The sequence below is a fragment of the Marinobacterium arenosum genome, from assembly GCF_019795155.1.
Taxonomy (GTDB): domain Bacteria; phylum Pseudomonadota; class Gammaproteobacteria; order Pseudomonadales; family Balneatricaceae; genus Marinobacterium_C; species Marinobacterium_C arenosum.
In genome coordinates this window covers 1-14,539 of sequence record NZ_JAILYN010000078.1, presented here as the reverse complement: position 1 = coordinate 14,539, position 14,539 = coordinate 1, and the positions used below count along the sequence as shown (strand labels likewise).

The following is a 14,539-nucleotide window of genomic DNA, read 5'->3' as shown; positions in this document are numbered from 1 at the left end:
ACCCCAGTCGCGGTCGGAGCCCGCTGCTACGGAGGCTGTGCTTCGTAGCAACCCGTTCCCAGGGCGACACCCGCGGACTTCACCGAGCCTGTCGCGGTCGGAGCCCGCTGCTACGGGGTTCCGTGCTTCGTAGCAGTCCGTTCCCAGGGCGACACCCGCGGACTTCACCAAGCCAGTCGCGGTCGGAGCCCGCTGCTACGGGGTTCCGTGCTTCGTAGCAACCCGTTCCCAGGGCGACACCCGCGGACTTCACCAAGCCAGTCGCGGTCGGAGCCCGCTGCTACGGGGTTCCGTGCTTCGTAGCAACCCACTCCGAGGGCGACACCCGCGGACTTCCCCGAGTCAGTCGCGGTCGGAGCCCGCTGCTACGGGGTTCCGTGCTTCGTAGCAACCCGCTCCGAGGGCGACACCCGCGGACTTCACCAAGCCAGTCGCGGTCAGAGCCCGCTGCTACGGGGTTCGGTGCTTCGTATCAGTCCGTTCCCAGGGCGACACCCAAAGGCATGCCAAGTCCACCTCGATGGGGCCGTGCCCGGGGCGCTAGGAGCCGGCGTAACAGCCAAGTGATGGCTAACGACTAATCTGCGAGGAACCCAAATAAACACTTCTCGCTCTGCCTGATTCGCCGGCGGCGATTGCGAGAGCGCCAAAGGGCGTCACCGGCCCCCTACCCTCCTCGCCGTTCGGCCCGCACAAACCATCCCTCGGCGCGACAGAAACTGCTTTGATACTTGGGCGAGCCGAAGATCAACCGGACAAACAGCCGATCGGCAAACAGCTGGCCGCACAACCACTGATACTTGGGTCCGCCGCTGGGCCGGTAACGCAGCCAGTAACGATATTCCTCGCCGTCACTGGCGCCGAAACGTCCCTCGTCCCGAATCGGTAACGTACAGCGGATTTTACGGGCCGCCAGCTCCGGCGGATTGCCGTTGGCCGATGTGAAGAACTCGGCATGCAACCGATCGCCGTCAAGCCGGCCGATGAACTTGATCAGATGATCATAGCGACAACCGTACTGCTTCAGCCGGCCGGAAAAGCAGCCGTCAGCGTCCAGTGCTCCGGCGATATGATCCTGCGGGGGTTCCAGTTCCATCTGGCTTTCCATCCCGTTTTCCATCCCGTTTTCCATCCCGTTTTCCATCCTGGTTATTCTGGAAGTGGTAGAGCATCAGGGAAGCACGTTTTTTGCAACGACAAATCGAGCCTCCAAGGGGGCGTTTATGCCAAGCCCGCAGATTACGCGCCGAACCGGTAACGCCGTACGCCATCAACCACATGGTGCTCAAGTTCATGCACCCGAGCCACCGAAGCCACCTCCAGATTGGCGATCTTCGCCAACGGCTTAAGCCAGGGCTGATCTGCAGTTGCCTCCTGCCACTCGATCTGCGATTCGAAACGGCAGGTGTCGACCTCCAGCACTACCGGATCTTCTTCGGGAGTGAAATACAGCGCCGCTATATGCTCGACCGCCTCCGGCAGATTCAGATGCACGCCATCGGCTTTGTTATCGTTACCGCAGCGTGGGACGATGCCGGATTGCTGGGCAACTTGCCAGGTTTCCCGTTTAATCACTCGATACAGATTCATAGTCACCCCTTTTCATAGTCACTCCTTAACTTTTCCCTGTTACCGTTCTCTCACGCGAGCGATGTAAACTGAATTAAACACTTTCAACCCTTGCCCACTTTAACCGTTTTTCTAACGACCTGAATTCATTAAATAAAGAGATTTCCTGCACAGTCTTTGCAACTACAGTACGGCAGGTTTTCGCCATAGATCTGCCATAGCGTGCATTACGGCGTGCCCTGCCCGATCTGCCGATATAGCAAGGCGCAGATCCAAAACCCGTACCTGAGTGACTGATATCACTAACTTCACAGCTGTAGCGGCACAGTAAGTCTGACGTTTACACACCTCAGCTGTGAGGACAGTACGCATGATGTCAGCGGTATTCCAGGTTCCATTGAAATGATCCGCTTTCATTGGAGCTCTCATGAAACAGCTAAAAATCCCCCTGTTAACGACGGACAACAGGGCCAACCGTTTGTCGACGACAGAGTGCACTCAACACCACCGAACTCTGACGCTACCCTTCAGCTACAAACCCTCCTTCCTTATCCAAAGCTTGCTCAACAAACTGCCGGCAAGGCTGCTCAAATACAGCTTGCTACTGTCCGCTTTTGCCATCCCCGGACCGGCGCAAGCGCTGGAATTCCAAGCGATGGCGCTTGATGGACAACAGGTACCCGGTTATCCGGCTGGCGTTACCTACACCGGCGCCGCGACTTCACCAACCATCAACAAAAACGGCCTGGTTTCCGTGGTGGCCCGTATTACCGGCGAGGGATTTCAGGGTGAGGAGGTGGTCATCCTTGGCGAGCCCGGCAACGAGATGGTCGTTGCTCAGGAAGGATTGCCGGCGACTGGCGCACCGGATGGCTATCTGTTCTGCGGCTTCCGTTTCCTGAACCCCGGCACCTTGCCGATTGTCGCGGCCGATGACTCGGTGGGCTTCTTTGCCAAGACCAGTGATGACGGCGGCTGCGGCTCCTTCCATCCAGATGGCCTCTGGACCTTCAGCGAGGCAAACGGCCTGCAGCGCGTCGCCTGGGAAGGCCAGCAGGCGCCCGGCTTCCCCGACGGGGTGGTATTCGACCAGATCGAGCAGGAGTATCGTTACGGTAACGGCGGTTTCCTGTTCCGGGCGATGTTGCTGGATACCAATACCGACACCAATTTAGGGCAGAGCTACTGGCAGGGTAACGCCGACAGTCTGAACCTGGTGGCCTTGGCCGGCGATCCGGCGCCATTGGTTGGGCCCGATCTGTACAACAATCTGAATGCCGGTTTCGGTGCAATCAATAACAACGCCGAACTCGCCTTCTTTGCCCAGACCCGAGACCCCAACACTAATCAGAACCACCACCTGTTCTATATCGGTGCCCCCACCGCACTGGATATCCTGGCCGAAGGCGGCGAACCGGCTGATGAGGTAGACGCAGGGGCCGTGTTACGTGATGGAGCCAACTCGATTATCGAAGACGGGCACAGCCTGAACGATAACCTGACCGCGGTGTTTACCTTCCAGGCTATTCCCCAGGCCGGCCAAGCACTGAGAACTATCTGGCGTAAAGAACATCTGCTGGATAAAGCCTTGATCGCCAAACAAGGGGATACCGCACCCGGCATGCCCGCCGGCACCACCTTCAATCAGTTCTTCGAGTCCAGTATCAACGCATCCGGCGAGGCGTTGTTCAAAGCCCGAACCGGTACCTCCGTGGGCGGCTTATGGAAAACCACTCCGACCGACCCTCCTCTGAGCGTTGCTCCAATTGTGGTTCAGGATCAGGCCGTTGATATACCCGAAGGCCAGTTTGTGCTGAACGGCAACACCGCCAAGGCCGGTGTGATTAACGACCTGGGTTGGGTGGCCTTCACTGTTCTGGAGACAGTCAGTGGCGTCCCCGGTTACTGGATCCACGACCAGAACGGCCTGTCGCTGGCGGCACGGGAAGGACAGATGATCGACCTGCCCGATGGTGGCTCACTCACCCTGAGCTTCATTCGCCCACGTCCCGGCACCTCCTCGCCACTGGATCTCGGCTCCGGCAACCAGGACGGCAAGCCCTCCTGGTTCAACGACCGCGGACAGATCGCCTTCCTGACCCAGGTGGGCGGATCGAACGCCGTAGTGGTGAGCGTCGCACCTGCGCAGGACAGCGACGGCGACGGTCTCAGTGACGATGATGAGACCAACCTTTATGGCACCGACCCCAACAACCCCGATAGCGATGGCGACGGCCTGGGCGACGGCGCCGAGCTGCTGACCCACAGTACCGATCCGCTCGACAGCGATAGCGACGACGATGGCCTCAGCGACGGTGACGAAGTGAACACTTACGGCACCGATCCGAACAATCCCGATAGCGATGGCGACAGCCTGACTGACGGGGACGAGGTCAACACTCATGGTACTGACCCGCTCAATCCGGACAGCGACGCTGACGGGCTGAGTGATGGCGATGAAGTGAATATTCACGGCACCAACCCGCTCGATGCCGACACCGATGACGGTGGTATCGACGACGGCACCGAGGTCAATATCGACGGCACCGACCCGCTTGACCCGGCTGACGACCAGCTCGACAGCGACGGTGACGGCCTCAGCGACTTTGCTGAACTGAACAGCTACGGCACCGATCCCAATAATCCGGATACCGACGGCGACGGCCTGACAGACGGCGCGGAAGTACTTGTCCACACTACCGATCCATTAAACGCCGACACCGATGGCGATGGTCTGAATGACGGTGACGAGGTCGACACTCACACCACCGATCCGCTCAACCCGGACAGCGATGGCGACGGACTCAACGACGGAGACGAAGTGATTCTCCACGGCACCAACCCACTGGATGCCGACACCGATGACGGCGGCATCGACGACGGTACCGAGGTCAATGTCGACGGCACTGACCCGCTCAACCCGGCTGATGACCAGCTCGATACGGACGGCGATGGCCTCACCGACTTTGCCGAACTGAACAGCTACGGCACCGACCCGCTCAACCCGGATACCGACGGTGACGGCCTGACTGACGGCGCGGAAGTGAATGTCCACACCACCGATCCGCTCAACGCTGACACCGATGGCGATGGACTGAACGACGGCAACGAGGTGAACAGCCATGGCACCGATCCGAACAACCCGGACAGCGACGCCGATGGATTAAGTGACGGCGCTGAAGTGACGGTCCACAACACCAACCCGCTGGATGCCGACACCGATGACGGCGGCGTCAACGACGGCACCGAGGTCAATGTCGACGGCACCGATCCGCTCAATCCGGCTGACGATATGCTCGATACGGACGGTGACGGCCTCAGTGACTTTGCCGAAGTGAACACCTATGGCACCGATCCGAACAACCCGGACAGCGATGGCGATGGCCTGACCGACGGTGCCGAAGTAACGGTTCACAACACTAACCCGCTGGATGCCGATACCGACGACGGCGGCGTCAACGACGGCACCGAGGTCAATGTCGACGGCACCGACCCGCTCAACGGCGCGGATGACAATGCCGATACCGACGGCGATGGCGTAATGAACTCAGCCGATCAGTGTCCCGACACTCCGGCAGGTGAGGTGGTCGACCCGGCAACCGGCTGTTCGGTGCAGCAGTTGGTGGCTTGTGACGGGGATTGGAAAAATCACGGCGACTACGTCTCGACGGTAAGCCATGTCGCGAAAGATTTTGCCAAAAAGAACCTGATCAGCGGAGCGGAGAAAGGACGGATCATATCCGCTGCCGCCCGCTCCGACTGTGGTCGTAAGGACAAACGAGAATGACGAAGTAACGCCATCGCACACCCTTAAACCACAGCTTTGATTGCAAGGAAGATCATGGCAGCCAAGGACGGCACTGCAACGACATTCAACATGAGGTTAGGCCACAGCATGCAGTGACCTAACCTCTTAACTGCCCCCTAGGAACGCAACGCCACCTTCGGGCGGATTATTTATGCACTCTCTTTCGCCAGATCCAACCAGCTGAATGACCGTCTCAGGAAACCAACAGCGTCCTCCTCGACGATCAGGCCGTGCGCCATGATAATCCTGGCCGGCTGCCAAGCCAGTATCGTTTCCAGATGCGCCCTGGCCGCTGTTTTGCCGAACATAAAGCTCAGCCGCCAATCCAGCGGCATCTTGCCATTCGGCGCCAGCACCCCGACCGCCTTGGCGATCACCCGCTGCCACTGCTTGAACGCCTGCGGGGCGAAGTTTTCGACCAAGTCGGTGACGATCAGGGTGCGGGTCGGCCGGTGGAAAAATACGCACTCCTCCATCGCCGGGGAGCCGGTGAACAGCAGCTGGCCGATCTCATCGTTCCAGGGGTAGTCGTCTGCGCTGGTCAGCAGGCCATCGAATTTAAGATCCTGGCGTTTTTTCTGAACGCCGGCGGTGCCGAAGGTTTGCGCATCGGGGTAACTTTGCTGCCAGGCGTCGACGAAAAGATGGTGCAGGCTGTTCGGGGCGATCAGATATTTGACCTCACCCAGCGCATCAACCTGCACTTTGAGCGCGTCATCCAGCTTGATCGGGCTGTGTACCCAGAGCGCGCCGCTCGCCAGGCGCACCACGGTCATGCGGGTGCTGTACGGCAAGCTGAAAAACGGAACCGTGCCGCCGTCGAACGTCCAGATATTTTCGCCAACCCTGTTCATCTGTGCCTCCCTGCCTGTTTTAAGGCGTTGCTAAATTTGCAATGCGTTGATCAGCTATCAACCGCTCGCCACTGGTACAGAATATCCGGCAAGCCTTCCTCATTGTCGCAGTCGCCGCCGATCGCCTTGAAGCCGTGCCGCTGGTAAAAACGTTGTGCGTTCTTGTTCACTTCAAAGGTGCGCAGCTGTAACGAACCTTCGGATGAACCCTTGGCCAGCTCGACAAAGGCTCGGCCGAGCCCCCGGTTCTGATGGTCGATATGGATATAGAGCTGGTTGATGCTTTTACTGTCAGCGGCCATAAAACCAACCGACTCGCCCGTTTCGATCTCTATTGCCACAAATAGCCGATGGCTTTGGGGCAGCAGTTCACGCAGAAAATAGGCCTGGGATTCGAATGAGTGCAGCGGCGGGATACCGATCGCCTGCTGCATCGACACTCGCCAAAGCTCGGTGACCTGGTCGGTATATCGGGGCTCGAACGCCTGAATCCGGTATTGCTGAGAGGTTGCCATCCGCTTGCCTATAGATAAATTTCGGTCCCTACGATTCCATCAAAAGTCTACCAGCCAGATGCCCCCGGTTCCTGATACCCCTGGAGTCAGTCTTCATCAACCTGGTGCGCCGATATCAACGCTGGCAACGTTTGCAAAACGGCCATCAGGCGATATTAAAACCACACTTGCCCCGGCTTTTGACCTGGTACATGGAATGATCGGCGGTTTTGATCAGCTGTTCGATATCCCGTCCGTGCTCGGGGTAGATAGCGATACCGACGCTGCCACTGATGCGGGCCTCGATACGTGATTCCATGCCTTCCAAAACGATAGGCGTGCGCAGCACGTCGACAACCCGTTGCGCCACCTGCTCGGCGTCCTGTGGCTGCTCGATATCGGCCAACAGCATGACGAATTCGTCACCGCCTATCCGTGCGACCTGATCCGACTCGCGCAGGATCGCGGACAAACGTTTCCCTACCTCGACCAGCACCCGGTTGCCGCCATCGTGCCCCCAGGTGTCGTTGACTGCCTTGAAACCATCCAGGTCGATAAACAGCAGCGCCGCTTTCTTCCCAGACCGCTCGGCCCGCGCCAGCAGTTTGCGTGCACTTTCCTGCAGGAAATGGAGCGACGGCAGCCCGGTCACCGCATCGTACAACGCCATTTGGCGCAACGCCTGCTGCGCCTCCTGCGCGCTGTCCAGAGCTTGGTGCAGCTCGGTCACGTCGTACTCAGCCATCAGGAGCAGAAAATCACCGGTCAGCGGGTGGCGCGTCATGCGGATATCCAAGGTGTGCCTGCGCGGCCCCTGGCCGGTAAGCATCATATGGGTCCAGCGGCCGCCTTTGCTTGCCAGCGCCTGCTGAAGCCGGGCCGTTCCCTGTTCCGGGTCGGCAAAGCGGGCGGCAAAGGACGACAGGGTTTCAGCTGGCTGATGCGTATGGAGATGCTTATACGCCTCGGTGGCGGCGGGGTTTTCGATCACCACCTCACCGTCCAGGGTGAAACTGGTGACCAGTACGGTGGTATAGCGCATCGCCTCCACCAGCAGCAGGTTCTCCGGCGTCTCGCCCAGATTAACCTGCTCGTTGATATAAGCGATGATCGCGCGGTGGCGCTCCGGACCTACGGTTACCGCACGGTGCTTCATATACAGGGTCCTGGGCTTGCCGCCCGGGTAGGTGGTCCAGGGGTCGATGGTCAGGCCGTTCTTAACCGCCAACTCGAAGGTCTGCAGCGTGCGGTCCCTGGCGCCCTGGGTATCGCCGGACAGGTCTTTGTTGATCAGCTCGTCCAGCGATTGCAGCCCCCAGAAATCGAGTGCCGCCTGGTTACCCCACCACCAGCCGTGTTTGTCCAGATCGAAGATCCAGACCACATCGGGGATCAGTTCGTAGAGGGTCAATTCGTCATGGCTGTTGATATGAACGAGCTGGCGGTAATCGGCAGGCATCTTTTTCGGCGTCGCTACACATTGATCTCGAATCCGCATACTACCGCCTGACCGGTATCGCTCCTATAGACGTAAGACTATCGTCAGAGATGAATTTACCCGTTATCCGCTACTGGTCAGATGCCACGCACCCATATACTCTTAGCCAACGGCCATAATGACATGGCCGGCGTCGCTCGGACGGTTCCGGGCGCTTACGTAAAATCGAGGACATCATGGCTGATACTTCTGGCACGCCCCCCGTGCGTCGTTTTTCCCGCATCGACCGTCTGCCGCCCTACGTGTTCAACATCACCGCCGAATTGAAGATGGCTGCGCGACGGCGCGGCGAGGACATCATCGACTTCAGCATGGGCAACCCGGACGGACCGACGCCCCAGCATATCGTCGACAAGCTCTGCACCGTGGCCCAGCGCGACGACACCCACGGCTACTCCACGTCGCGCGGCATCCCGCGGCTGCGCCGAGCGATCTCTCACTGGTACAAAGAGCGCTACGAGGTGGAGATCGACCCCGAAGAGGAGGCGATCGTCACCATAGGTTCCAAGGAGGGGCTGGCGCACCTGATGCTGGCCACCGTGGACCACGGCGATACGGTGCTGGTGCCCAATCCCAGTTACCCGATCCATATCTACGGCGCGGTGATCGCCGGCGCGCAGGTGCGCTCGGTACCGCTGATCCCCGGCGTCGATTTCTTCGTCGAGCTGGAGCGGGCGATCCGCGAAGCGATCCCAAAACCAAAGATGATGATCCTCGGCTTCCCGTCCAACCCCACCTCGCAGTGCGTCGAACTGGATTTCTTCGAGCGGGTGGTGGCGCTGGCCAAGCAGTACGGCATCATCGTGGTGCATGACCTGGCCTATGCCGACATCGTCTACGACGGCTGGAAGGCGCCGTCGATCATGCAGGTGCCGGGGGCCAAGGAGGTCGCCGTCGAGTTCTTCACCCTGTCCAAGAGCTACAACATGGCGGGCTGGCGCATCGGCTTCATGGTCGGCAACAGGGAGCTGGTGCAGGCGCTGGCGCGGATCAAGAGCTACCACGACTACGGCACCTTCACGCCGCTGCAGGTGGCCGCTATCGCCGCGCTGGAGGGCGACCAGCAGTGCGTGCGCGATATCGCCGAGCAGTACCGCCAGCGCCGCAACACCCTGGCCAAGGGGCTGCACGAGGCGGGCTGGATGGTCGATGTACCGAAGGCGTCGATGTATATCTGGGCCAAGATCCCAGAGCCCTACCGCGAGCTGGGCTCGCTGGAGTTCGCCAAGAAGCTGCTGGCCGACGCCAAGGTGTGCGTGTCGCCCGGTATCGGCTTCGGCGACTACGGCGACGACTTCGTGCGTTTCGCGCTGATCGAAAACCAGGATCGTATCCGTCAGGCGGTACGCGGCATCAAGGCGATGTTCCGCAAGGACGGCCTGATCGAGATCCCCACTCAGAAGCGCTGATCGGCGGCAGTAGACCGGCATCGGGTGTCCGTCACGGGCACCCGATGCCGGCCGCAAGACCATACTTGGTGGGCGGACCTCCCTATCAGACTGGCCACCTTAGCCCGCACCATCAACCAGGAAACCTCCAACGGCCTCCACCTCACAGAAAGTTAGTCGCGATAGGTTACAAAAAACACACCTGTGGCCAACGCCCCCGCCCTGTTCTCAAAACGGTGTGGCGCTGAAGCATTGAACATGACCATCTGACTTTCTTTTAACGTAATTGCTTCATTGGCCAGATAGATGGTTAATTCTCCTGTCTCAAGCCAGAGCGTTTTTTGTGATCCTGCAACATTGGCCGAGAAGGCCGTCTTACCATGATCACGAAAGTAAAACCGGTAAAAATCGCCCGGCGTTCGAGGGGCCTTGGCTATCAGTTGATGGCAGACAAAGGGGCTATCCCGTTTGCTCACGATATTCTCTTCTGAAGGCTCAACGACTTGAACCTGCTGCGAACCTTTGGGTGGCTCCACCAGGTCGCCGAGCCTGATATTCATCGCTTCGGCCAGCTTAGCCAATACCACAATCGTGGGGCTCGTTTGCCCGCTTTCAATCTGAGCAATCATCGACCGGCTGACGCCAGAGCGATCGGCTAAAGCTTGCAGGCTCTCCCCGTTGGCTTGCCGGTAGCCCCTGATAAACATGCTGATATGTTCAAAACTCACTGTACCACCCATTTCCGCTATAACGGATATCGTCCGCAATAGCGTATACAGAAGTTATCGGAATAGATACCTTAACAGCCAAAACATACCGATCAACTGCTGAGGATAAGGTCATGTCAAATCGAGTCGTTGCTATTACAGGTGGTAACTCCGGAATTGGGCTAGCAATTTCTGAACGCTTCCTGCAGGAAAACTACAAAGTCGCCATCTTTGCTCGATCCGTTGAGCGAATGCAAAGCCTCAAAAACAGATCACCCGACAATGTGCTGATATTTTCCGGTGACGTTGGCTCTACTCGCGATCTAGAGAATTTTTACCAGCAGTGTTCCGAGCGCTGGGGCGGGGTCGATGTCGTTGTGGCCAATGCCGGTGTCGCACTGCCGGAAAGCATTCTTGATGTCAGCGAAGAGAGCTTTGACAACAGCGTAAACGTTAATCTGAAAGGTGTATTTTTTACCGTTCAGAAGTCACTGGCCGTTCTCAATGAACGAGCCTCGATCATTTTAGTATCATCCATCCAGGCACAACGTGGCGCCGGCATCTGGTCTGTTTACGGCGCAACCAAAGCAGCGGTACGCTCTCTTGCCCGGTCTTTTGCCGAAGAGCTCGGCGGCAGAGGAGTGCGAGTTAACGCGATCTCCCCCGGCGTCACCGAAACACCTATCCTGAATAAATTCGGCTTTGCTGAAGAGACCCTGGCCAACATCCTTGATAAGGTAGCCGCCAATACGCCATTAGGCCGAATTGGCCGCCCACGGGAAATAGCGGAAGCGGTACTTTTCCTGGCTTCAGACTCTGCCTCATTTATAACGGGCGCCGACCTGCAAGTTGACGGCGGATTGGCTCAAGTCTGAGCGATACCGATAACGCTTGGGAAGCCGGGCAGCTGAAGAAAAGCGGAGCGTAAAACGCAAAACGTTTTACCGCCCAGCTACCCCCTTGTTAGCAAGCCCTGCAGTTATGTTTGATCCGCCAGCGAGGATTGCAATTATGACAGTGGCTTCCCTGTCAGGTCTTCAGCTTGAAAGAGCCCAACTGCTGGAATCCATCAGCCTGCATGGTTCCGACTTGGAGTTCACCGACCATACCCGCGATATGAACACCGCCGGCATTCAGGCTATCGCATAACTGCTTGGCCGCCTCCTGGGACACCAGGGTGCCGATGGTGATATGGGGAACATAGGGCACGTCGAGCCGCAGATGGGGTGCCAGTGGACCGGTATACAGGGCATCATGCAGCCGTGAGAGCGCGGAGAAGCCCTCCTCCGGTACCAAGAACATATAGGCCGTTTCGTTATGGCAATCCGAACCCAGCATCGCGTACCGGCAGCAAAAATTGATTGTCTGTGTTCGTGCGGCAACGGTGGCCACATGGGCAAGGTAATCGGCTTCCGCCACCGCGTGGGTGCCGAACAGCAACGTGAAATGCGCCCGTATCATGGCGCTGGCGCTCGGATCATGTTCAAGCCGGAACGCCTCGATAAACTCCCGGTCAGCGGCGCCGATCTCCGGATAAGCGACTGTGTAGAGCAAGTTCATATCATGACGCCCCGTACTTTTAATTCAGCAAGCCCCTGCTTTCAAAGCATAGAGCTAATGCCGGGTTAAGACAGCGCAAGAAAGTCTCATCTGACCCCACTTTTTGCTGTTGCTTCAGCACACCAGCAGCTGAGTCAGCACGAAGCGTTACTGAACCTGCCGGAAATTCGACTCTAAGCCTCCACGTTCAGTCTGCAGTCCGGTGCTCGAGGCTTAAATACGCTGATATAAAGCAGATATAAAAAAACCGCTACCGACTCTCACCGGCAGCGGCTTTGGCTTTACACTGTTTGCAAGCAACACTCCATCAGCAGTCAGTGGCTGTGCTGGCTTTACTCTGTAGGTATCACGATGCCGTATCCTCGATCTATCCGCATGTTTACGCTGCTCGCGGCGCTCTTTCAGGCGGGCGCCTGCGCCGCCTATGGCATCAGCGAATCGGAACTGAACCAACAGCTGACCGCGCTGATTCAGCAACGGCAACTGGACCATCGGCTCATCACCCTCGACCATCAGCAACAGCAAATACAGCTGGAGATGCAGCTATACGACGTTCAGCTGAGACTACTGGAACAACAAGGTGGGATCGCCCGAGTTGGCCTGACCACCGACCTGACCGGCCAACTGGCAATATTCGAGCAGCCGATCCGCTTCCGGGCCCAGCTGGAGCCACAAATGGAAAGCGGCCTGCGCTACGCGGATGGCGCGCTCTACCTGGTGCGCCCCCGCCTCACGCGACTGGATCTTAAAGGCACGCCACAGGACCGGGAGCTGCTGCAGCCACTACTGGCGGCGATTCAACCGACGCTGGAGCAGGAACTGGCCTATTACTTTGACCGCCACCCGGTGTATCGGTTGGAAAACAACATGATGGAGCGGCTCGCCGCCGAGAATCTGGAATCCGTGGCGATCAGGGATGGCAGGCTGGAGTTCAACTTCAAGCCTGAAGCGGAAGGCAGCTACGAAGACAACTTCTGACCACGGTTGCCGAAGCAGATGCCCACTGCGCTCAGAGCCCCGCTTCGGAACGCTGATCCATCGCTTCCCAACCAGTACTGTTGCCGATCACCTCTTCCAGCATCGCAATCTCGCGCGACAGCTCGCGGGCCAGATTGATCATCAACAGACCAAAATCAGCCGGATAGTCGATATGGAACTGGAAGAACTGGTCGCTGCTGATCTCCAGCACCAGGCTTTGTTCGGTGGCCACTTCCACGCCGCTGCACGGACGCATACCGATCATGTTGTCGAAGCCCATCTGCTCGCCACAGCGGAAGTGCCGCGTGAGGACGTCGCGCCCTTCGCAATGCCGGTAATAGGCGATGTCTCCGGTCAGCACCACGAAAAAGCTCGCCATATAGGCCTTTTCGAGCGTAACCACCTCCCCCTTGGCCCTCATTTTGATGTCGCCCCGCTCAAGCAGGTTCACCACTGCGGCATCCGACAGGGCGCCAAAGGTCGATAACGTCCGTAACTCCGCCTGGCCAAGCCCCTCCAGCACTTCGGCCGCCGTTATGGTTTTCATACTTGACCTCCTCTCCGGATCGTGCGCTTCCATTCAGTATATGCCCCGCCAGAGCTTTAATTCCGGAGTAGCTTGAGACTGTCAGGCGCCAGACGGCAACGAGGCGATACTCTGCCAGGGCGGGTTTATCGACGGATGGATTATCGAAGGATGAAAAAGGTACCAGGCCCAGAATCTGACTAGGGCCGACCGTAAAACAGCGCCAGTTGCGCGGCCACGGCGGGAAACGCCTGATGCAGGTTATCGGGACGCTCGAAATGGTATTCGCTGGTGACGGCGAAGAACTCGGTCGGCGCGGTGGCGGCGTAGGGGTCGATCAGCGGCTCGATATCAGCGTCCAATTGCCGGTTCAGCGCATCGAACGCAGCACTGAAATCGACCGTCCACTGGCCGGCATCCATCTGGAGCGGCAGCGGCGGGAAGCCGTTGAAGGCGCCATTACGAACATCCAGCACATGGGCCACCTCATGGATCACCACATTGTATCCGTCGCTCATCAGGCCGGAGTCGACCACATCCGGCCAGGCCAGCACCAGGGTGCCGTGCTCCCAGGCTTCGCCGCTGAGCGGCTCGTAGCGTTCATGCACCACACCGTACTCATCCTGCTCCTCCCGGTGTACCAGAAACTTCTCCGGATAGATCACCAGCTCGCGGATACCGTCGAGCCAGTGATAGCCCAGATGGAGCACCGGCAGGCAGGCCAGCGCCGCCACCCGCACCGCCATCGCCGGGGTCGGCTCCAAGCCGTCTCCGCCGAAGAAGTGCTTCTCCGCCAGGAACCGGCCGCTCATCGCGCGCAGCTCCGCCAGCGCCTGGGCATCCTGAGACTGCAGCAACGGCACCGCCGCGACTGTCTGCTGCCAGATATGCTCATCGATAGCAGTGTGCGAGTGGGTAAAGCTGTTTAAACGGGCAAGGAGTTTGTCGAACACGTTGGGTATCTACATAAGCGCCGGGTGGCTGTTTAACCGATTATGATCGGTAACCGGTGCAATGTCTTGGGCAGAGGCACAGGTAGTGTTCAGAGTTCTGTGTCGTTTCCTACACTTGACTGAAAAAGGGAGCGACACATCATGGCTGATAAGTACGAAATCGATATCCAGGCGTTTGCCAAAGCACTTCAGGCCGGTCAGAGT

Annotated in this window: 13 protein-coding genes; 4 read left to right on the top strand and 9 right to left on the bottom strand. The window is 58.5% G+C overall.

The features are described 5' to 3' along the window. Positions 1–667 precede the first annotated feature (667 nt). Together K6T12_RS20490 and K6T12_RS20485 are read right to left on the bottom strand one after the other, a co-directional pair. Positions 668–1,096 (bottom strand): hypothetical protein, encoded by a 429-nt coding sequence (locus tag K6T12_RS20490; RefSeq protein WP_222224831.1) that lies wholly within the window; start codon positions 1,094–1,096, stop codon positions 668–670. Between the two features lie 143 nt (positions 1,097–1,239). After that, on the bottom strand, positions 1,240–1,590 hold the full coding sequence (locus tag K6T12_RS20485) for a DUF952 domain-containing protein (RefSeq protein ID WP_222224830.1): 351 nt from the start codon (positions 1,588–1,590) through the stop codon (positions 1,240–1,242). 634 nt (positions 1,591–2,224) lie between these two features. Between K6T12_RS20485 and K6T12_RS20480 the strand changes: the two genes are divergently transcribed. Then, entirely contained in the window at positions 2,225–5,356 is a 3,132-nt protein-coding gene (locus tag K6T12_RS20480) for a DUF7453 family protein (RefSeq protein WP_222224829.1), read from the top strand. Between the two features lie 170 nt (positions 5,357–5,526). Here the strand turns inward: K6T12_RS20480 and K6T12_RS20475 are convergent, their stop codons facing one another. The 3 genes from K6T12_RS20475 to K6T12_RS20465 all read right to left on the bottom strand — a co-directional run bounded on the left by K6T12_RS20475 (position 5,527) and on the right by K6T12_RS20465 (position 8,223). Beyond that, on the bottom strand, positions 5,527–6,231 hold the full coding sequence (locus K6T12_RS20475; RefSeq protein WP_222224828.1) for a DUF4336 domain-containing protein: 705 nt from the start codon (positions 6,229–6,231) through the stop codon (positions 5,527–5,529). Between the two features lie 50 nt (positions 6,232–6,281). Then, entirely contained in the window at positions 6,282–6,746 is a 465-nt protein-coding gene (locus K6T12_RS20470; RefSeq protein ID WP_222224827.1) for a GNAT family N-acetyltransferase, read from the bottom strand. A gap of 145 nt (positions 6,747–6,891) precedes the next feature. Then, entirely contained in the window at positions 6,892–8,223 is a 1,332-nt protein-coding gene (locus K6T12_RS20465) for a GGDEF domain-containing protein (protein ID WP_255611956.1), read from the bottom strand. 176 nt (positions 8,224–8,399) lie between these two features. Here K6T12_RS20465 and alaC point away from each other — a divergent pair, with 176 nt between their 5' ends. Further along, complete coding sequence (gene alaC / locus K6T12_RS20460) at positions 8,400–9,632, top strand: alanine transaminase (RefSeq protein ID WP_222224826.1); 1,233 nt, start codon at positions 8,400–8,402, stop codon at positions 9,630–9,632. Positions 9,633–9,784: 152 nt separating this feature from the next. Here alaC and K6T12_RS20455 read toward each other — a convergent pair whose 3' ends face one another. After that, complete coding sequence (locus tag K6T12_RS20455; protein ID WP_222224825.1) at positions 9,785–10,339, bottom strand: helix-turn-helix domain-containing protein; 555 nt, start codon at positions 10,337–10,339, stop codon at positions 9,785–9,787. Between the two features lie 113 nt (positions 10,340–10,452). Between K6T12_RS20455 and K6T12_RS20450 the strand changes: the two genes are divergently transcribed. Continuing rightward, positions 10,453–11,193, top strand: coding sequence for an SDR family NAD(P)-dependent oxidoreductase (locus K6T12_RS20450; protein WP_222224824.1), 741 nt, complete (start codon positions 10,453–10,455; stop codon positions 11,191–11,193). A gap of 154 nt (positions 11,194–11,347) precedes the next feature. On the opposite strand, the gene K6T12_RS20445 is transcribed toward K6T12_RS20450, so the two are convergent. Next, positions 11,348–11,878: a 2'-5' RNA ligase family protein gene (locus tag K6T12_RS20445; protein WP_222224823.1), complete on the bottom strand. Its 531-nt coding sequence runs from the start codon at positions 11,876–11,878 to the stop codon at positions 11,348–11,350. A gap of 375 nt (positions 11,879–12,253) precedes the next feature. Here K6T12_RS20445 and K6T12_RS20440 point away from each other — a divergent pair, with 375 nt between their 5' ends. Beyond that, positions 12,254–12,856: a DUF1439 domain-containing protein gene (locus K6T12_RS20440; RefSeq protein WP_222224822.1), complete on the top strand. Its 603-nt coding sequence runs from the start codon at positions 12,254–12,256 to the stop codon at positions 12,854–12,856. Positions 12,857–12,887: 31 nt separating this feature from the next. On the opposite strand, the gene K6T12_RS20435 is transcribed toward K6T12_RS20440, so the two are convergent. Both K6T12_RS20435 and K6T12_RS20430 read right to left on the bottom strand, forming a co-directional pair. After that, positions 12,888–13,403 carry a cyclic nucleotide-binding domain-containing protein gene (locus K6T12_RS20435; RefSeq protein ID WP_222224821.1) on the bottom strand — a complete coding sequence of 172 codons (516 nt, stop codon included), beginning with the start codon at positions 13,401–13,403 and terminating at the stop codon, positions 12,888–12,890. A 179-nt stretch (positions 13,404–13,582) separates the two neighbouring features. Beyond that, a complete protein-coding gene (locus tag K6T12_RS20430) occupies positions 13,583–14,335 on the bottom strand; it encodes a M90 family metallopeptidase (protein WP_222224820.1) in 753 nt (250 codons plus the stop codon). Positions 14,336–14,539: the final 204 nt, after the last annotated feature.